The organism is Hymenobacter cheonanensis, from assembly GCF_030581075.1.
Lineage (GTDB): Bacteria > Bacteroidota > Bacteroidia > Cytophagales > Hymenobacteraceae > Hymenobacter.
Genome location: NZ_JAUQSW010000004.1, coordinates 72,793 through 91,297 on the forward strand (window position 1 = coordinate 72,793; position 18,505 = coordinate 91,297).

The window sequence follows — 18,505 nt, forward strand, 5'->3', positions numbered from 1 at the left end:
CTTTCTTCCCCACCCATCCATGAAAAACCTTGCTTTAGTTGCTGCCGCTGGCGCGCTGGCCACCTTGCTGGCTACCAGCGCCCGGGCCCAAACTCTTCCGGCTGCCGAGGCCGCTGCGCCGCTTTCAGCAGCCGGGCAGGCGCTGTTTGCCGGCGCGCCGGTGCCGCAACTCGTGGCCCGGCAATTTGCCTTCACCGAAGGGCCGGCCGTGGATAAGCGGGGCAATATTTTCTTCACCGACCAGCCCAACGACAAAATCTGGAAGTATGACACCCAGGGCAAGCTTAGCGTATTTCTGAGCCCGAGCGGGCGGGCCAACGGGCTGTATTTCGACAAAAAAGGCAACCTGCTGGCCTGCGCCGATGCCCAGGGTCAGCTGTGGTCCATAGCCCCTGGCGGCAAGACGAACGTGCTGATTGACAAGGTGAACGGCCAGCAGCTCAACGGCCCCAACGACGTGTGGGCCAGCCCGCTGGGTGGTCTGTTTTTCACCGACCCCTACTACAAGCGCGACTACTGGCCCGCCACGCGCCCGGCGCCCATTGCCGAGTACGTGTACTACCTGGCGCCCGGCGCCGGGCAGCCGGTGGCCGTCGAAACCACCCTCAAAAAGCCCAATGGCCTCATCGGCTCGCCCGATGGCAAGCTGCTGTACGTGGCCGACATCGGGGCCAATAAAACCTTCCGCTACCGCCTCGGGCCCAAGGGCGAGCTGCTTGATAAGCAGCTGTTTGTGGAGCAGGGCTCCGACGGCATGACCCTCGACGAGCAAGGCAACGTGTACCTCACCGGCCGGGGCGTCACCATCTACAGCCCCGCCGGCCAGCGCCTGGCGCACCTCGACGTGCCCGCCGCCTGGACGGCCAACCTCTGCTTTGGCGGCAAAGACATGAAAACGCTGTTTATCACCGCTTCGGAGGCGGTGTTTACGGTGCCCATGCGGGTGCGCGGCATCCGCTAGGGGAACTGCCAAAACGGTCGTCAGGCAGAGCGCAGCGAAGCATCTCGCTCGAATCGTTGGATTACTAACCCTAATGATTCGAGCGAGATGCTTCGCTGCGCTCTGCCTGACGACCGCCGTCTGGTTGGTATGTGGCTAGGGTCTTATTTAACCCCAGCCGCCCAGGCGTCCATTTTCTGTTCCAGCACGGCCAGTGGCATCGAGCCATCCTTCAGCAGCTCATCGTGGAAGTCGCTGAGCCTGAACTTGCTACCGAGCTGCTTTTCGTACTTGGCTCGCAGCTCCCGGATTTTGAGCTGCCCGATTTTATACCCCAGCGCCTGGCCCGGAATGGCCATGTAGCGCTCAATGGCCGAAGTGGCTTCGTCGGGCGTGGTGCTCAGGTTAGCCAGCAGGTAGGCAATGGCCTGCTCGCGGGTCATCTGGCGCGAGTGAAGGCCGGTGTCTACCACCAGGCGCACGGCGCGCAGCATCTCGTCGCCCATGGCGCCCATGCGCTGGTAGGGGTCTTTATAGAGGCCTAGCTCGGGACCCAGGCTTTCGCAATACAGGGCCCAGCCTTCCACGTAGGCGTTCTGGAAGCCGAAGCGACGGAACTTAGGCAGGCTGGTATTTTCCTGGGTGAGCGAAATCTGGTAGTGGTGGCCCGGGATGGCTTCGTGCAAAAACAGCGACTCCATACCCGAGGTGGTGGCGAATTTGGTGGCGTCGGGAATGGGCACGTAGAAAATGCCCGGCCGCGAGCCATCCGGCGAGCCCTGGTTGTACTCGGCCGAGGCCGAGGCTTCGCGGAATTTCTCAGTTTCGCGAATCTCAAACGGCGTTTTGGGCGTGCGTCCGAACATCGTTTTCAGGTTGGGCATTATCCGCTGGTGAATGTCCTCAAACGCGGCTAGCACCTGCTGCGGCGTTTTGAAGGGCCGGAACTTGGGGTCGGTATTCAGGTACTCAAAAAATGCCTTCAGGTCGCCCTTGAAGCCGACCTCGGTCTTAATCTGCTCCATCTGCGCCCGAATACGGGCCACTTCCGACAAGCCAATCCGGTAGATTTCGGCCGGCGTTTTGTCGGTGGTGGTCATGTATTTCACGTCGTAGGCGTAGATGTCCTTGCCGCCCGGCACCGCGTCGATGCCGCTCGTGGCGCGCGCCTTGGGCAGGTACTCCGTCTGCATAAAAGTGCCCAGCTTTTTATACGCGGGCACCAGTTCGGTAAGAATAGCCTGCTTATAAGCGGCCGTCAGGCGGGTTTTGTCAGCCTCCGAAAAGCTCTTCGGGAAATTTGCTATCGGCCCGTAGTACAGGCTCTTAGTGGGGTCCGTCACCACAATATCCTTGGCCGACAGCTGCGGAATCATGCGCACCACCAGGGCGCGCGGCAGCACCACGCCCGCTTTCATGCCGGTGCGGAAGTTAGCGATGGCCGAGTCGGTCCAGGCCGTGAAGCCGTGCACCCGGCCCAGCCAGTTGTCGTAGTCCTGTACCGTTTTAAAAGGCTGAATGCCCTGCCCCGAGCCGTACTGCCCCAGCGTAATGGGCAGGCCATAAAACTGGTTGGCCGGCAGCATCCAGGTGTTGAGCTTCGCTTCGGCTAGCCCCTGGTTCATGGTATAAGCGAAGATGTCGTAGCTCAGCTTATCGTTGGTATCCAGCTTATTGCGGTCAAATTTCTGGAGCCGCGTGAGGTAGCCCTGGTAGAAATTGCGCAGCGTGTCGCGGAAGGCGCGGGTCTGGTTATTCGGCAGCTGGTCGTTGTAGCGGTTATCGCCGTAGGCCGTGGCATCGAGCGGAAACAGCTGCGAGTTTTTCCCCCAGTAGCTGTCAAACAAGGTGTTAAGGTCCTTGTCGCCGCCGGGGCTAGCGGTAGTTTCGGCGCCGGCTTTGTCGGAAGTAGTGCCCGACTGGCAGCCCGCCAGCCACAGAGCCGCCGCCGCTAGGGCCGCGTGCGCAAAGTATTTCATCAGAAAAAAAGGGTGGGGTAGTGGTTTACTAAAGGTAAGTTAAGTTGAAAAACGGTTGTCATGCTGACGAAAGAGGCATCTCGACAGACGGGGTTACGCGCCCCTGGCAAGATGCTTCCTTCGTCAGCATGACAACCGTTTTTGGTGCCTGCTTTATAATGCGTTTTTCAGGCTGGCCTCATACTCATCGAGCTTTTTGAGCGTGCCACTGATGTTTTCCGTCAGCAGCACCACCACCGCGCCGTCGGGCGCCGTGGCCAGCACGTGGTCGATGGCATCCATCTCGTGCTCGATGTAGGTCACGGGCAGCTCGGGCTTATCCAGGCGCAGGCCGCGCGTCATTATCTCTTGCAGAAACTCGGCCGACTTGCCGCGCAAATCACGGTCCTGCCGCAGCACTACCTCATCAAAAATGCGCCCTGCAATGCGCGAGAAGCCTAGCGTATCCTCGTCGCGGCGGTCGCCCAGGCCACTCACCACGCCTATTTTGCGGGTGGCCGGCGTGGCGTTCATGAAGTCGGCAAATTTGCCGATGCCCGCCGTGTTGTGCGCATAGTCCACAATCACCTCGAAGCGCGGGAATTTGTACACGTTCATGCGGCCCGGCGTTTTGGTGGCCGAGGGCACGAAGGTGCGGAACGCCGTCTTAATCGTGTCCTTGTCGAAGCCCGCCAGGTAGCCGGCCAGGGCGGCGGCCAGCGAGTTTTCGATGTTGAACGTGGCCCGCCCGCCAAACGTAACCGGAAACTCGGCCGCCCGGTCGATGCGCAGCTTGTACGAGTTTTTGTAAATCGTAAGGTAGCCTTCCTCGTACACGGCCGCCACGCCGCCGGCCTCCACGTGCTCCTGAATGCGCGGATTCTGCTCATTCATTGAGAAATAGGCCACCTTGCAGTCGAGGTTGCGACCCATCTCGTACACCAGGTCGTCGTCGGCGTTGAGCACGGCCCAGCCCGACTTTTGCACCGTGCGGGGCAGCACGCCCTTCACGGCCGCCATTTCCTCCACGGTATGGATGTCGCGCATACCCAGGTGGTCGGCCGCCACGTTGGTCACCACCGCAATGTCGCAGGTATGAAAGCCCAGGCCCGAGCGCAGCATACCGCCCCGCGCCGTTTCCAGCACCGCGTAGTTCACCGTAGGGTCGCGCAGCACAAACTCGGCGCTTTGGCCGCCGGTGCAGTCGCCTTTCTGTAGCTGAACGCCTTGGATATAAATGCCATCCGTAGTCGTAAAGCCGACCTTATAGCCAATGCTGCTCACCAAATGCGCGATGAGGCGCGTGGTGGTCGTCTTGCCATTGGTGCCCGTGACGGCGATAATCGGAATCCGCGCCGTGGAGCCGGCCGGAAATAGCATGTCAATCACCGGCGCCGCCACGTTGCGCGGCAGGCCGTCGGTGGGGGCAATGTGCATGCGGAAGCCCGGCGCCGCGTTTACCTCAATCACCGCGCCGCGCGTTTCATTCAGCGGAATGGCAATGTCGCTGGTTAGCAGGTCGATGCCGCAGATGTCGAGGCCCACGATGCCCGCCACGCGCTCGGCCAGCAGCAGGTTGTAGGGATGAATGAGGTCGGTTACGTCGGTGGCCGTGCCGCCGGTGCTGATGTTGGCGGTGCTCTTGAGGTACAGCGTTTCGCCAACTGGCAGCACCGAGTCCAGCGTCAGGTCGCGGCCCTTCAGAATGTCCAGTGTGTGCTGGTCGGCCTTGATGGAGGTAAGTACTTTCTCGTGGCCCACGCCCCGGCGCGGGTCGGTATTAACTTCGTCAATTAGCTGTTGGATAGTATGCTGGCCATCGCCTTTCACGGCGGCGGGCGTACGCTTTGCGGCGGCAATGAGCTTGCCGTTCACCACCAGCAGGCGGTAATCGTCGCCCTGCACGAACTGCTCCACAATCACGGCCCGCGAGTACTCCTTGGCCGCCTTGAGGCCCTCCACGGCGTCCTCCCAATTGGTGATGCGGATGGTGGCGCCCTTGCCGTGGTTGCCGTCGAGCGGCTTGGTCACGATGGGAAAGCCTAGCTCCTCAATAGCGTCGCGCAGGCCATCTTCCGAATACACGGTGGTGCCGCGCGGCACCGGCACGCCGCCATCGGCCAGCATGGCCTTGGTGCGGTTCTTATTGCCGGCCACTTCCACGCCCGCGTGCGAGGTGAGGTTGGTGGTGGTGGCCCAGATGCGGCGCTGGTTTACGCCGTAGCCAAGCTGAATTATCGAGCTGTTTTTCAGCTGAATGTACGGGATGTTGCGCGAGGCGGCCTCGGCCACAATGCTCCAGGTGCTGGGCCCGAAAAACTCCTCCTCCCGGATGTCGTGCAGCTCATCGATTATGGGCTTGAGGTTGAAGCTCTCGCCCTTGCACAGCGCCTCTACCAAGTCCACGGCGGCCTCGGCGGCGTAGCGGCCGGCGCGCTCTTCCTGGTAGGCAAACACCACGTATTCAACACCTTCCTCGCGGGCGGGGTAGCTTTTGCCCCAGAAAACGGGCATGCCGGCCTGGCGCTGCAGCTCCAGCGCCACGTGCTGAATGACGTGCCCTAGCGGCTCGCCGTCGGCCAGCTGCTCCTGCGTGAGGGGCGGGTGCTTGGCGAGCTGCTTGCTCGAATGGCGGCCCGGCTCGTGGGGCTGGCCAATGCCGGGCAGCAGGGCCGTGAGGCGCTCGGCAAACCCGTCGAGGGTGTTGCTCCACTCGCCGGCAAACTCCTGTAAATCAACTTTGCATACAATCAGGCGGTAGTGCTTCACCGACCAGTAGCTCGGCCCGCGCATGGTGCGGAGGTCAATAATCTTCATATAGCCAAAACAAGGATAAAGGGCCGGCCCGGCCAGCAGTACGGCAAGGTAGGCAGTACGCCGCTTAATAGGCCCGCGTTGGGCAGGTAAGGCACGAAAAAGCCCCCACCGCTTCAGGAGAAGCAATGGGGGCTTTTGAGGTAACGGGCGGATTCGAACCGCCGTAGGAGGTTTTGCAGACCTCTACCTAGCCGCTCGGTCACGTTACCGGCTTGGGCGGGCAAAGGTACGGAGCGGCGGCGATTTGACCAAGGCCAGCGGCAGTTTTCTGCGCCGGCTGGCTATTGTTTCACGATTTTCAGGTGCTGGCGCTGGCCGTTTACCTCGGCCGTGAGTACGTATACGCCGGGGGCACAGGCGCGTAGCGCAGCGTTCAAGGCGTTGGTAGCGGTGGGTAGCGAGCCGGCGCCGGTTGCCAGTAGGGGCTGGCCTATCGCGTTGGTGAGGCCCAGGGCAACGGGTACGTTCGTGGGTAATCCGCTCAGCGTAACTGTGCCCGTAGTGGGGTTGGGGAACACGTTGAGGCCTAGCGCCGTATCGGCCGACTGGCTGACGTACACCACGGTGCTGTACTGGCTTCGGCCATCGGTATCGACCTGCCGCAGGCGGTAGTAGAAGGCACCGGCGGCCGCCTCATCGCGGAAAGCGTAGCTGTGAGCCAGGCCCGGGCCACCCGCGCAGGCCAGCGCGCCCACGCGCTGAAATTGCCGGCCATCAACTGAGCGCTCCACTTCAAACTGCGCGCAATTGACCTCCGATGCCGTGGCCCAGTCCACAGCTACGGCCGCTGCCGCCGTGCGCTGCGCGCCGAAGCGCACTAGCGTGACGGGCAGCGGGCTAGCCGAACCCACGGCAAACGTGGAGAAGCTGCTCACGCTGGTGGCCGTCACCTGGTAGGGGTCGGTGCCGGTGAGGCCGGCACTAGGCAGCGCCATCCAGGTGCCGGTGCTGGTGTTATCGTTGTGATACACGCTGGCGCTAGCCCGCTGGAAACTGGCATTTTCGGCCGAGGCCGGCCATTGCAGCGTCACATCAACCACGGCGCCGCTGGTGAGGGGCGAGATTTCCCAGGCCCGGTTCACGAAGCGGCTAGCGTTGGCATAGGGCGCGCCGCTGGTACCATGCTCTAGCAAGCTGCTGAAGGTGCGCACCTTAACATCGGCATCAGCCCCTTTATTGCTGAGCAATACGGGCGCGTAGCTGCTGCTGGTGCCCACCGGAAAGCTCACCGCTACGCCGCTGGCCGGCACCGCCCGGCGCACGTAGCCCAGGCCGGCCGGGTCGTCGCGGGTGATGAGGTAGCGGCTGGCATCGGCCCCGGCGATGGTGGCCCCGGCTCCCAGCGTCAGCGCCTGGTTATCTACCACCAAGTGGCCGGTAGTCAGGGCCAGCGTATCGCTCACCGCAATGGGGCTGAGCAGCGTCACATCGGCCGCATTGGCAATGCGCAGGCTGTAAAAAGCCGTATTGCCGATGAGCGATTGCGCGCCGCTGCCATTAAACAATACCTGGCCAGCGCCGCTAAGCGTGCCCTGGTTGTTGAAGTTGCCGGCCACGCGCAGGCTGGTGCCAGGGGCTAGCGTCACGCTGGCACCGGCCTCGATAGTGAGGTCGTGGGCGGCCAGCACACCGCTACCCAGGCTGGGCATGAGGGCCGCGCCGGCGGGCACGAGCACGTCGGTGGTGGCAGTGGGCGTCACGCCGTTTTCCCAGTTGCGGCAGTCGCTAGGGTCGGGGCTGTCGTCGTTGCCGGTCCAAATGGCCACGGTGTTGAGCGGCGCCGTAGCGCTGCGCGTATCTACGGCGGCGGGGGCGGTGTAAGTAGCCTTCACGAAGCAACGCTGGCCGGTATAGGTGGCGCTGGTATTCTGCGCTTTGAGGGCTAGCCAGCCGGTGTTGGCGGGCGTGTAAGTGCCGATGGCCGAAGCCGTGCCGCTGGCCGCGCTCAGGCGGTTGCCGCGCAGGTCATACAGGCCCACGCTGATGCTGTTGGCATTGCCACTAGCCTCCGGGTAAAGCTCGTAGGTGACGGGCTGGCCGGCCTGTACGTAGATTTTGCCCACCAGGCGGCGGTTGGTTGAATAGTCGGGCAGGCGGCCGCCCTGGCCCAGGCTCTGGCAGTTGCGGTCGCCGAGGTCGTCGGCCATCTCCCATTCCTGGCTCGTGGTAGCGGCGCGGGCCGGCGCGTAGGTACTACTGCCCTGGCCCTCTGGGGCCCATACCGAGTAGCCACGCCGGCCGTAGGCGGCCGTGCCGTTGCAGGGCGGCGTGTTCACGTTCACGTAGGCATTGCCATCGTTGCCCCGAAACACCGTTTTCACGTCCGAGCCATTGGCGCCCGAGTAGTCCGTCAGTCGCGTGCCCACCGCAAAATCGGTGCGCACGGTGTTGTTTTGCCAGGTATCGTAGCTGTCGTTGATGCCGATAAGCGCCTTGGTGCTGCGCTCAATCACGAGGTGGTCGGGCGAGGTATAAGGCACTTTATAAGCCCCATCCTTGAAATTGAGGTGCTGATGGCACCAGAGCAGGTTCACCAGGTCGTCGCGCGTGGGGAGGTCGGTGGTAGAGGTCGGCACGTGCGAGTAGCGCTTGCTCGTGCCGCCAATGTTAAACAGGTCCTCGAAGTAGATGTGCGGGTTGCCATCCACGGCAAACGCAATGGCGTAGGCCGCCGACAGGCGCGCGTCAAACGGGTCGATGTGCGCCGCTAGCTCGTCGCCGCTGTTCCAGCCGGTATAATTCCCATTGGCATCAAGCTGCGGCCGGAAAGTGTCGTGGTTATTCACGAAAGGCGCCGTGCGGTGCACGTAGGTGTTGGAGCCGCTGTAATACGCCACCCGCTGCCCCTGCTGCTGCCCCGGAATCTGACCTAGGTCATAACCGCCGTTGCCGCTTACCATGCCATAAATCGCCCCACGCAGGCTAAAGTCGAAAGTGCCCATCAGAAAGTCGGTGCCGCCGTTCTGGCCCTTCATCGTCGTGATGTAGTTATCCATGTCCGACGCACCGCCCACAAACTCGCCCACGTTGAACATCCGCTCGCCCGCGCTCGCCCAGCCCGCGTTGTATTTGAGGTTGTAGCTCAAATCCTGCTGTGTGTTGTAGCTGAAGTGCTTCACCGCATCCCAGCGAAAACCGTCCACGCCGGTTTGCTTCTTCATCCACACCACCCAGCTGCGGGCCTGGTTCTGGCTGTAGCCCTGGCTCTGGGTCGGGTTGTAAGCCCCCGGGTACAACGCTAAGTAGTTGGGGCTGAGCGGACCGTAGCCATCGTTGCCCCCGTCGTTGCCGTAGCAGAAGTCGGGGCCAAAATACGGCGCCGCCATGTCGCCGCTGCTGGTATTATGCCCCAGTTGCGGGTGGAAGTTGGGGTAGTTTTTCGGCCAGCGGCCCTGGCGGGCCGCGTAAGCCGCGCCGTTGTCGCCCACCTCGGGCACCGGCGTGCCAAATGAGCTGTAGCGGAAGGTTTTATAGCCACTATTCGTTTTCAGCGAATAGTCCGGCTCCGGGTCCTGGCCCGCCGAGCCATCTACGGTGCCCGCACCGTCGGTATGGTTCAGCACCACATCCTGAATTACCTCAATGCCATTGGCGTGCAGCACGGCCACCATGCGCAAAAACTCGTCTTTCGAGCCAAAGCGCGTGCGGGCCGACCCTTTCTGGTACTTATCGCCGAGGTCGTACTGGTCGAAGGGCGAATAGCCCACGTCATTGGTGGCGTTCTTGTTCTTGGGCGTGGGCGGAATCCAGACGGCATCCACGCCCATGGCCTTCAGGCGGGGGGCTAGCTCGGCCAGGTAGTCGGCCCACTTAAACGGGTAATTGCCGTTGTAGTAGTCCCACCAAAAGCCTTGCAGCACCACACGCTTCACGGTGGTTTGGGCGCCAGCCGCTAGGCCATTAAGCAGCAGCCCGGCCAGCAATAAACCCGTAGCGTATAATTTCTTCATCAAGTAAACAGGTGGGAGAAAGAGGATTACAAATTTAATTTCCCCACCTAGCCGGTGCAAGTGCCAATAGCTGGCTAGCCCGACAATTTGCTGAAAACGCGCACAAAAAAGCCCCGACCTTGCGGCCGGGGCTTTTTGTTTCAACCTGTGTCTAGCGTTTAGGCAATCTCCGCATTGTCGGGAGCAGCGCCAGCGGCGGGAGCATCCTGACGAGCCTTCAGCTTGTCTTCGCCAGCCTGGCGCTCGGCGCCAGCAAGCTGGTCGCGCAGCGCGCTCAGGGCGTCGAGGTCGCCGAGGGTGTTCTTCTCAGCGGGCTTCTTGAGGTCGCTCAATTTGCCTTCGCCTTGGGTAGCACCGCCAGCGGGGGCCTTCTTGGCAAACTTCGAGTTGGTGGTGCGGTTGCTTTCGTCCTCTTTGTTGTACACCGCGGTGTGCGAGAGCACAATGCGACGGTCATCCTTCGAGAACTCCGTAACGCGGAAGTCCAGCTGCTCGCCGTTTTCGGCGTTCGAGCCATCTTCTTTCACCAAGCCTTTGGGGTAAGCGAAGCCCTCGATGCCGTAGGGCAATTCGAGCACTGCACCACGGTCCGACTTCTCGGTGATGGTAGCCTTGTGCACCGAGCCAGGGGTGAACACCGTCTGGAAGGTATCCCAGGGGTTTTCCTCCAGCTGCTTCACGCCCAGGGCCAGGCGGCGAGCGCTCATGTCCAGTTCCAGCACGACTACGTCGAGCTTGTCGCCAACCTTAACCACCTCTGAGGGGTGCTTAATTTTCTTGGTCCACGACAGGTCCGATACGTGCACGAGGCCATCTACACCTTCTTCCAACTCTACGAACAGGCCGAAGTTGGTCAGGTTGCGCACGGCACCGCTGTGCTTGGTGCCGACAGCAAACTTCTCAGCGAAGTCGCCGCGGGTCCACGGGTCTTCGGTCAGTTGCTTGATGCCCAGGCTCATCTTGCGGTCTTCGCGGTCGAGGGTCAGTACTACTGCCTCTACCGTGTCGCCCTGCTTGATGAAGTCCTGCGGGTTGCGCAGGTGCTGGCTCCAGCTCATTTCCGAAACGTGGATGAGGCCTTCAACGCCCGGTACCACTTCCATAAACGCGCCGTAGTCGGCTACGTTCACGATGCGGCCCTGTACGCGCGAGCCGGGGCCGAGGTCGGCCGGCAGCGAATCCCATGGGTGAGGCGTCAGCTGCTTCAAGCCCAGCGAAATACGCTTCTTGGCTTCGTCGAAGTCCAGCACCACCACGTTGAGTTTCTGGTCGAGCTGCAGTGCTTCGCTCGGGTGAGCGATGCGGCCCCACGAAATATCCGTGATATGCAGCAGACCATCGACACCGCCGAGGTCGATGAACACGCCGAAGTTGGTCATGTTCTTGATGTTGCCTTCCAGAATCTGACCTTTTTCGAGGTTGTTCAGGATGGCTTCGCGCTGCTGCTCGAGGTCCTTCTCGATGAGGACTTTGTGCGAAACAACCACGTTGTCGAAAGCGGCATTGATTTTCACCACTTTCACTTCCATGCGGCGACCAACATAAATGTCAAAGTCGCGGATGGGCTTCACGTCAATCTGCGAGCCGGGGAGGAAGGCCTCTACGCCATCCATCTCCATGATGAGGCCGCCTTTGGTGCGGCGCTTCACCACGCCTTCCAGCACGGTATCATTCTCCAGAGCCGCGTAAATAGCGTTCCAGGCCTGCTTGATTTTAGCTTTCTTACGGCTCAGGATGAGCTGGCCGTTGGCATCCTCCTGGTCTTCGATGAATACGTCAACCTCGTCACCAACCTTCAGGTCGGGCAGGTCACGGAATTCGCTCAGTGGCACGAGGCCATCCGATTTGAAGCCGATGTTCAGGATAACATCGCGGTCGGTGATGCCCACCACGGTGCCTTTAATTACCTCTTCCTCCTGTACGGTGGTGAGGGTGTCGCCGTAAAGCTTTTCCAGCTCGGCGCGCTGCTCGGCGTTGTAGTTACCGCCAAAGCCGCTGGCTCCGACATTGTCCCAGTCGAAATCGTCAACCAATTCTGCCATGTAGTGCGGGTTCCTAAACTACTGAACGCCACCGCCGGAACCCAGGGCGGAGCGCATTTTGGGTTGGTTCCGAAGGCCCTAGCCCCCGACCTGCCGCCTTGACAGGGCCGCAAAGGTACGGAGTATCAGGCAGAAAAACTATTGCTCAGCATGTTTCAACGAAACAGCACCCGCCCTGATTCGGCATTCGCAAACAGGAGCGTGTTGCTGGCAAGTGTTGAGATAAGCGCAATTGCTTTAAAATTTTAATTATTATAATTGTAAATATTTATAAAAATTAATTAATGAGTGTTTAGGAGAAATTTTATTTAGCGGCAATTCGGATACTTTGCTGCCTGACTTCAAATTTCACTTTTAAGTGCTTACATTTCCCGTAAAATTCTCATTTCCCGCTAATGGGAGTTTCTGCTCTGAGTAAATAAAATACTATACTTATATGATACAAACTACTGACTGTTCGACTGCTACGGAGCCGAATCATAAAGATTTCGAGGCTCCACGTGAGCGAATCCCTAGCACGCCACCTGTAATTAATACTGTTCCGAAAAATATTAGCCGACCTCTATGGTCAGTTATGATTCCGGTATATAATTGCATAAATTATTTGCGGGAAACGTTGGAATGCGTTTTGAAGCAGGATGCTGGTCCTGAGCAAATGCAGATTGCGGTTATCGACGACTGTAGCACGGACGGTGATATTGAGGCATTAGTAAGGGAAATAGCAGGAGACAGAATAGAGTACTACCGCCAGTCTGAAAACCAGGGTAGCCTGCGCAATTTTGAAACCTGCCTGAATCGCTCAGTTGGGCATTTAGTGCATTTGCTGCACGGGGATGACCAGATAATGCCCGGCTTTTATGCCGAGATAAACCAGCTTTTCAATAAATTTCCCGAAGCGGGAGCCGCCTTTACGAATATAGCTCATGTGCAAAGCGACGGCAAGCTTATGTATTTGCACAAGAAACTTAGTGCCGACACATGTATTTTGGATGATTTTCTTGTTCAAAATGCCAAGCAGCTGCTTGTGCAGCCACCAGCAATTGTGGTAAAACGTAGTGTTTATGAACAACTTGGTGGGTTTTACGCAGTTCACTATGGCGAGGATAGGGAAATGTGGACCAGAATTTCGGCGCATTTCCCGATTGCTTATTCGCCACGCTACTTCGCAAAATACAGATACTATACGGAAAACAGTATTACAAAACAATCTATTCTAACCGGGCGTAATATATACGACGTTATTAAAATAATTGATATAATGCAGTCGTATTTACCCGCAGAAAAACGCGTAGAAGTAAAGCGGGAATCCAGGTTGGAATACGCTCTGTATTGTGTGGCGCTGGCGGGCTCCCTATATCGCACCAATCGTAGCGCAGCCATAATTCAAGCAAAGGGCGCGCTGCTCATGAGCAATGATATAAGAGTTTACAAGGAGCTTGCTAAATTTCTCCTACGGGGTTTTGGGCGCTATGAAAAAATTAAAACAGCCCTGGTGCGCTTGAGAAGAACTTTTTTACTCAGCCATGAATAAGAATTTTATTTATGGCTGAGTAATTAGTATAGCAAAAATACCTGGCTGCTTCATGAATTAAATTTTGAGCGAGCAAATAAACTGTGTAGGTGAATTAAATATGGCTCACCTTTAAAGCAGAATAAATTAGCGATTTTTTTAACTGAATGGTTATTTTACCAAATCTGGCTGTAGTGACCTATTTATCTTTTGAGTAAAATTTGCTATGTCTTTTGCCCCTGAAATGCCGGTAGTGGCAGTTGTTATACCCTGCTTTAATTATGGGCATTTTCTGGCCCAAGCTATTGACAGCGTATTGCAGCAAACGTATCAGGCAATTGAAATAGTAGTTGTAGACGATGGCTCAACTGATAACACTCAAGAAATAGCAAGGCGTTATCCGCAAGTCAGGTATGTATATCAAAAAAACCAAGGGCTTTCGGCTGCTCGCAATAGGGGCATTGCCCAAAGCACTGGTGAATATCTGGTTTTTTTGGATGCTGATGATTGGCTTCTTCCGGAAGCATTGGCAATTAATGCGGCGCTTCTACAACAGCACCCCGAATGGGCTTTCTGCTATGGTGCGTATGTGGCTGCGCGGGAAAATGGCAAACAGGTAACTATGTTGCCGCCGCCTTCCGACAAGCCTTATTTGGATTTACTCGCTAAAGGCAATTTCATTGCAATGATTGCAACGGTAATGTTTCGGAGGTGGGTAATGACTGATTTCGCCTTCGATACATCTTTGCATACTTGCGAAGATTATGATTTATACTTAAGAATCGCGTATCATCATCCGGTTGGGCAGCATAAGCAGCCGCTGGCCGCTTACCGTATTCATACGGCGGGCATGTCGGCTGCCATCCCTGCTATGCTAGGCGGGGCATTGCAGGTGCTGGGCCGCCAGCGAGCAGCACTGCGAAACCCAGCAGAAAAGGAGGCCTACTACAACGGCGTGCACTTTTGGAAGGCCTATTACAGCGCTGAGCTGCGGGCGGCCCTAGCAGCAAGCAGGTCAATGGCTTATTGGCCCGCCATGTTGTTCTTTGCGAAGTACTCACCCCGGGCTGGCATTGGCTATAATACAGGTATTATGAAAGCTGCCGTAAAAGCAACCCTGAAAAAAATGCTGCCGACGGCGGCAGTCCGTAGCTTACGGCGCCTCAGCCCCCACACGTATTGGGTGCCACCAGTTGGGGAGGTGGAGGGAGGAGATTTTCGTCGCCTCCAGCCTTTCAGCCGGGATTTTGGCTATAGCCGGGGCGGCCCGGTAGACCGCTACTATATCGAGCGCTTTTTGGCTCGTGAGGCGCCTAGCATTCGGGGGCGGGTGCTGGAAATAGGGGACAATGCCTATACTACGCAGTACGGGGCTGCCGGAGGGTACACCAGCGATATTCTGCACATCGATGACACAAATCCGCGGGCCACGTTTGTGGGAGATTTGAGCGCCGCCCCGCAGCTGCCCGATGGTGCGTTTGACTGCATTATCCTTACTCAAACCTTGCACCTCATTTATGATTTTCGCGGGGCCCTGGCTACGTGCTACCGGATTTTGAAGCCCGACGGCACTTTGCTGCTTACTGCCCCGGGCCTGACGCCCATTGACCGCGACGAATGGGGCGCTACCTGGTATTGGTCGTTTACGGATAAAGTGCTTAAGCGGCTTATGGGGGAGTTTTTTGCCGATGCAGAAATTACCGTTGGTTCCTTTGGCAACGTATGGGCGGCAACTGCCTTTCTCTACGGCATGGGGCTTTCCGAAGTAAAGCAGGAAGAGCTGGATTACTACGACCCACAGTTTCAGGTAATTAATACGATTAAGGCCGTGAAGCCCCGCGCGAATGCTTAGGGCGGCTCTGCGGCGCCTGCGTACCTACACGGAGGCCCGGGCGCTGGTACTGATGTATCATCGGGTGGCTGAGCCGGAAACGGATGTGTGGGACCTGGCCGTGAGCCCAGCCAACTTTGAGCAGCAGCTACGGGTGCTACGGCAAACCGGCCTCGTTATTCCGGCCGGGCACCTGGTGGCGCAGCTGGCGCAAAAAAACCTGAAGCGGCGCAGCATCGTCGTCACGTTTGACGATGGGTATTGCGATAACTATCGGGTAGCCAAGCCCTTGCTGGAGCGCTACCAGCTGCCGGCTACCTTCTTCATTCCGACTGGCCATCTGGGGCAGGCCCGGGAGTTTTGGTGGGATGAGCTGGAGGCTATTTTTTTGCTACAGGAGCACCTGCCCAGGCAGTTAGCGGTAAGCATCGACGGGCAGCAGGTGGCAGGCGACTTGCAGGAGGAAGCACACCTTGCCAGCAGCTTGCGGCAGCGCCACCGCCAGTGGCGAGTGGGTACGGGCGCGCCGCCTTCGCGGCGCGCTGCCTTGTTTTACGAAATATGGCGCCGGCTGAAAGTGCTGCCCGACGCCCGGCAGCAGCACCTGCTGCGGCAGCTTAATATCTGGGCCGGCCGGCCGGCCACTGCCCGCCCGGCCTACCAGATGATGTCGGCAGCGCAAGTGAGCGACCTGGGCCGCACGCCGCTGCTCAGTATTGGCGCTCACACGGTTACGCATCCGGCCCTGAGCAGCCAGCCGCTGGCTGTGCAAAGAAATGAGCTGCTGCATAACCGGCAGGCGCTCAGCCAGCTAGCCAGGCCGCTGCCCTTATTAGCCTATCCATACGGCGACTATGCCGCTGAAACCAGCGCCTTGGCGGCGGAGCTGGGGTTTGAGGCGGCATTCACTACCAGCGGCAGCGTGGTAACGGCCCGGTCAGATATGCACCAACTCAGTAGGTTTCAGGTAAATAACTGGGGAAGCAACGAGTTTAGCCAACGTCTGCAACGTTGGTTCAGGCAATAGCTCTTCGCCAGGCCCTGGCGAGCTGGCAAAGTCCGCCAGGGCCTGGCGAAGTTAGCTCGGCAGGGCAAGGGGGTAGCACAGGCTATGCTTGGGGCTTTTTTGCGGGCTCCCATTGCCTTGCCAGCAGGGTGCCCGTAGCCAGCAGGGCCCCCAGGGCCACCCACCGCCAGCGCCGGGTAGCCGGCGCCTCATACGCCCGGCCGCCGGCTAGCCCGGCCGTAACGGCGTTGAGGGCCTTGACCTTGGCGGCAAAGTCGCCGGCCAGCCGCCCCCGGATAACGGTCATTTGCTGCAACACCGCATCCAACTCATCGGGCAGGGCTTCTTCGAGCACGGCGCGCACGCGCTTGGCCACGGTGGGCGACTTGCCGTTGGTGGAGATGGCGACTTTGAGCTGGCCCTTCTGCACCACTGAGGAAAGGTAGAAGTCGCAGAGGTCGGGCGTGTCGGCCACGTTCACGAGCAGGCGCCGGGCGCGGGCGGCGGCCTTGATGCGGCGGTGCAGGGCCGGGTCGTCGGTGGCGGCAAAGACGATATCGGCGGCGTCGAGGTCAGTTTCGAGCCAGCCGCGCTCGATGAGCCGGAGGCGGGAGTGGCTGGCGGCTAGGGCCCGCAGCTCGGGCAGGAACGAAAAGCTGACTACCGTAACGGCCGTTTGGGGGCTGCTGCGCAGGATGGCGGTGAGTTTTTCGAGCCCCACGTTGCCGCCGCCCACGAGCAGCACGCGTAGGTTTTCGAGCTTGAGAAAGGCGGGGAAAAGGGGGTTCTGGTCGGGCATCTTGAGGCGGGAAGTAATACTTCACCAAAGAACGTCATGCAGAGCGCAGCGAAGCATCTCGCTTGTGTGTTTGAATTACCTACCCTAGTAATGCGAGCGAGATGCTTCGCTGCGCTCAGCATGACGTTCTTTCCTTTATTCCCTAGTCAAGAGGAAACGCGCTGAGTTGAAAATGCGGAGCGCGCACCGCTACAAAGAAATCGGCTGGTGCCTCGCAGGTCGGACAATGATAACTGGCTAGCGCCGCGAACAGCGTGCCGGGCGCAATAGCTTGGGCAGCATCACCATACGCAGTATCGTAAACGGTGAAGCAGCGGCGGCACTGGTGCAGGGCCGGCGGTTCGGGCAGGGCGGTAGGAGTGGGGCTAGCCACGTCGCTGGGCGGGGCGGCGGGCAGGCTGGCGGCGGCCTGCTGCTCGTAAAACTGGTCGCAGAGCTGGGTGAGGTACCAGGGTAGGTTTTCGCGACTCACTTTTTTGCGGAAGCTGAGGAAATCCTTGCTGTTAGGGTTGAAATCGCGGGTGTGCAGGATTTCGTACTGCTCGGCGTGCAGGCCGGTTTGGGTGAGGCTGTCGAAATGGCGGCGCACTACGATGGAGCCGAAGAGGCCGGTTTTGGGCTGCGTTTTGATGGCGAAGCAGAGCTGAAACGTGCGCACATCTTCCTCGTTGAAATAGCGCACCAGCTCGTGCTTGAGGGCCAGGCCGTGGGCGCAGTGGTCTTCAACCTGCCAATTGAGTTCGTTGGCGGCGTGGCGCACGTTGATGCGGTGGCGGCGCAGCACAGCATCCCAGGGCGGGCGGTCGGCTAGGGCAATGCCCTTGATGATGAGCGACTTCCAGGGCGTGGTGCAGAGCTGGCCGAGGCGCGTGTGCAGGCACACCTGGCACACGTCTTTGAGAAAAGCTACCGAAAACTGCTCATCGCGCCGGTAGATGCCCAGCCACAGCTTGCTGCCGTAGCGGTTGAAGCCTTCGTAGTAAGGCAGCGTAAAATCGGGCAGGCTGAGCGGCGCGGGAAGGGGCTGCGTGCTAAAGCGTTGGCTGGCGCTCACGAGGCGGTGCAGCAGCGCGCCATCGGCCGCCGGCTGGTCATAAAATTTATCCTTATTCGCAAAAATGGCCCATTCCACGGCCCGGCTCAGGCCCGGAATATCCTCCGAGTACACGAGGCTGGGCCAGCAATACACGGCGTTGGTTTGGGGGAAGCGCAGGGAGAGGTACCAATAATTGGGAACGTCGGAGGTGATGAAGTTGAGGTTGCCGGTGAAGAACGGAATGAACGTCTGGTGCCGGTCGATGAGGTTGATTTTCAGCTGCGGCTGGTAGTCGAAGAGGTCCAGAATGTCGCGGTACACGCCCTCGCGCAGCCAGGCCGTATTGTGAAACACCTCTTCCACCACGTAGGAGCTGCTGATATTGGGGTACTTATCGGCATCGACCTCGCACGCAAGGCCCGCCTGGCCCAGCGTGTGCAGCAGCCCGCGCCGGTACTCAGCGCCCACCTCAAAAAAGAGCTGCTGGCGGTTGCCGAACTGCACCTGCTCGACCTGCGCGCGCTCGGCCGCTTCCAGGATGGTGAGCAAATCGCCGGCCGACACAATGCCGCCGGGCAGGTTTATCTTGACAAGGTGGGTGTTGGACATGAAGTAA

General features: G+C 59.2%; 10 protein-coding genes and 1 tRNA gene. 4 read left to right on the top strand and 7 right to left on the bottom strand.

Annotation, left to right across the window (positions count from 1 at the left end):
* Window positions 1-19: 19 nt before the first annotated feature.
* Window positions 20-961, top strand: a complete 942-nt coding sequence (locus Q5H89_RS09185) for an SMP-30/gluconolactonase/LRE family protein (RefSeq protein ID WP_305019006.1) — start codon at window positions 20-22, stop codon at window positions 959-961.
* A gap of 143 nt (window positions 962-1,104) precedes the next feature.
* Here Q5H89_RS09185 and Q5H89_RS09190 read toward each other — a convergent pair whose 3' ends face one another.
* The 5 genes from Q5H89_RS09190 to rpsA form a co-directional block, all read right to left on the bottom strand.
* The gene (locus Q5H89_RS09190) at window positions 1,105-2,919 is read right to left on the bottom strand and encodes a DUF885 domain-containing protein (RefSeq protein ID WP_305019007.1); all 1,815 of its coding nucleotides are present in this window, start codon (window positions 2,917-2,919) and stop codon (window positions 1,105-1,107) included.
* Window positions 2,920-3,072: 153 nt separating this feature from the next.
* Window positions 3,073-5,715, bottom strand: coding sequence for a cyanophycin synthetase (cphA, locus tag Q5H89_RS09195; protein ID WP_305019008.1), 2,643 nt, complete (start codon window positions 5,713-5,715; stop codon window positions 3,073-3,075).
* A 138-nt stretch (window positions 5,716-5,853) separates the two neighbouring features.
* Window positions 5,854-5,924, bottom strand: a tRNA-Cys gene (locus Q5H89_RS09200).
* A 72-nt stretch (window positions 5,925-5,996) separates the two neighbouring features.
* On the bottom strand, window positions 5,997-9,665 hold the full coding sequence (locus Q5H89_RS09205; protein ID WP_305019009.1) for an alpha-amylase family glycosyl hydrolase: 3,669 nt from the start codon (window positions 9,663-9,665) through the stop codon (window positions 5,997-5,999).
* Between the two features lie 158 nt (window positions 9,666-9,823).
* The gene (rpsA, locus tag Q5H89_RS09210; RefSeq protein WP_305019010.1) at window positions 9,824-11,707 is read right to left on the bottom strand and encodes a 30S ribosomal protein S1; all 1,884 of its coding nucleotides are present in this window, start codon (window positions 11,705-11,707) and stop codon (window positions 9,824-9,826) included.
* Window positions 11,708-12,143: 436 nt separating this feature from the next.
* On the opposite strand from rpsA, the gene Q5H89_RS09215 reads away from it, so the two are divergent.
* From Q5H89_RS09215 to Q5H89_RS09225, 3 genes are all read left to right on the top strand, one after another.
* Entirely contained in the window at window positions 12,144-13,238 is a 1,095-nt protein-coding gene (locus Q5H89_RS09215) for a glycosyltransferase family 2 protein (protein WP_305019011.1), read from the top strand.
* A 205-nt stretch (window positions 13,239-13,443) separates the two neighbouring features.
* Window positions 13,444-15,069, top strand: coding sequence for a glycosyltransferase (locus Q5H89_RS09220; protein WP_305019012.1), 1,626 nt, complete (start codon window positions 13,444-13,446; stop codon window positions 15,067-15,069).
* Window positions 15,062-16,075 carry a polysaccharide deacetylase family protein gene (locus Q5H89_RS09225; protein WP_305019013.1) on the top strand — a complete coding sequence of 338 codons (1,014 nt, stop codon included), beginning with the start codon at window positions 15,062-15,064 and terminating at the stop codon, window positions 16,073-16,075. The genes Q5H89_RS09220 and Q5H89_RS09225 overlap by 8 nt, the downstream gene beginning before the upstream one ends.
* 82 nt (window positions 16,076-16,157) lie before the next feature.
* Here the strand turns inward: Q5H89_RS09225 and Q5H89_RS09230 are convergent, their stop codons facing one another.
* Together Q5H89_RS09230 and Q5H89_RS09235 are read right to left on the bottom strand one after the other, a co-directional pair.
* Window positions 16,158-16,853 carry a precorrin-2 dehydrogenase/sirohydrochlorin ferrochelatase family protein gene (locus Q5H89_RS09230; RefSeq protein WP_369810650.1) on the bottom strand — a complete coding sequence of 232 codons (696 nt, stop codon included), beginning with the start codon at window positions 16,851-16,853 and terminating at the stop codon, window positions 16,158-16,160.
* Window positions 16,854-16,995: 142 nt separating this feature from the next.
* Window positions 16,996-18,498: a rubredoxin gene (locus Q5H89_RS09235; RefSeq protein ID WP_305019014.1), complete on the bottom strand. Its 1,503-nt coding sequence runs from the start codon at window positions 18,496-18,498 to the stop codon at window positions 16,996-16,998.
* Between the last annotated feature and the right edge of the window lie 7 nt (window positions 18,499-18,505).

Excerpts from the sequence above, each read along its gene's own strand:
- Q5H89_RS09220 (WP_305019012.1), top strand. The coding sequence starts at position 13,444 with ATGTCTTTTGCCCCTGAAATGCCGGTAGTGGCAGTTGTTATACCCTGC.
- Q5H89_RS09215 (WP_305019011.1), top strand. The coding sequence starts at position 12,144 with ATGATACAAACTACTGACTGTTCGACTGCTACGGAGCCGAATCATAAA.
- Q5H89_RS09235 (WP_305019014.1), bottom strand. The coding sequence starts at position 18,498 with ATGTCCAACACCCACCTTGTCAAGATAAACCTGCCCGGCGGCATTGTG.
- rpsA (WP_305019010.1), bottom strand. The coding sequence starts at position 11,707 with ATGGCAGAATTGGTTGACGATTTCGACTGGGACAATGTCGGAGCCAGC.
- Q5H89_RS09185 (WP_305019006.1), top strand. The coding sequence starts at position 20 with ATGAAAAACCTTGCTTTAGTTGCTGCCGCTGGCGCGCTGGCCACCTTG.
- Q5H89_RS09190 (WP_305019007.1), bottom strand. The coding sequence starts at position 2,919 with ATGAAATACTTTGCGCACGCGGCCCTAGCGGCGGCGGCTCTGTGGCTG.
- Q5H89_RS09205 (WP_305019009.1), bottom strand. The coding sequence starts at position 9,665 with ATGAAGAAATTATACGCTACGGGTTTATTGCTGGCCGGGCTGCTGCTT.
- Q5H89_RS09225 (WP_305019013.1), top strand. The coding sequence starts at position 15,062 with ATGCTTAGGGCGGCTCTGCGGCGCCTGCGTACCTACACGGAGGCCCGG.
- Q5H89_RS09230 (WP_369810650.1), bottom strand. The coding sequence starts at position 16,853 with ATGCCCGACCAGAACCCCCTTTTCCCCGCCTTTCTCAAGCTCGAAAAC.
- cphA (WP_305019008.1), bottom strand. The coding sequence starts at position 5,715 with ATGAAGATTATTGACCTCCGCACCATGCGCGGGCCGAGCTACTGGTCG.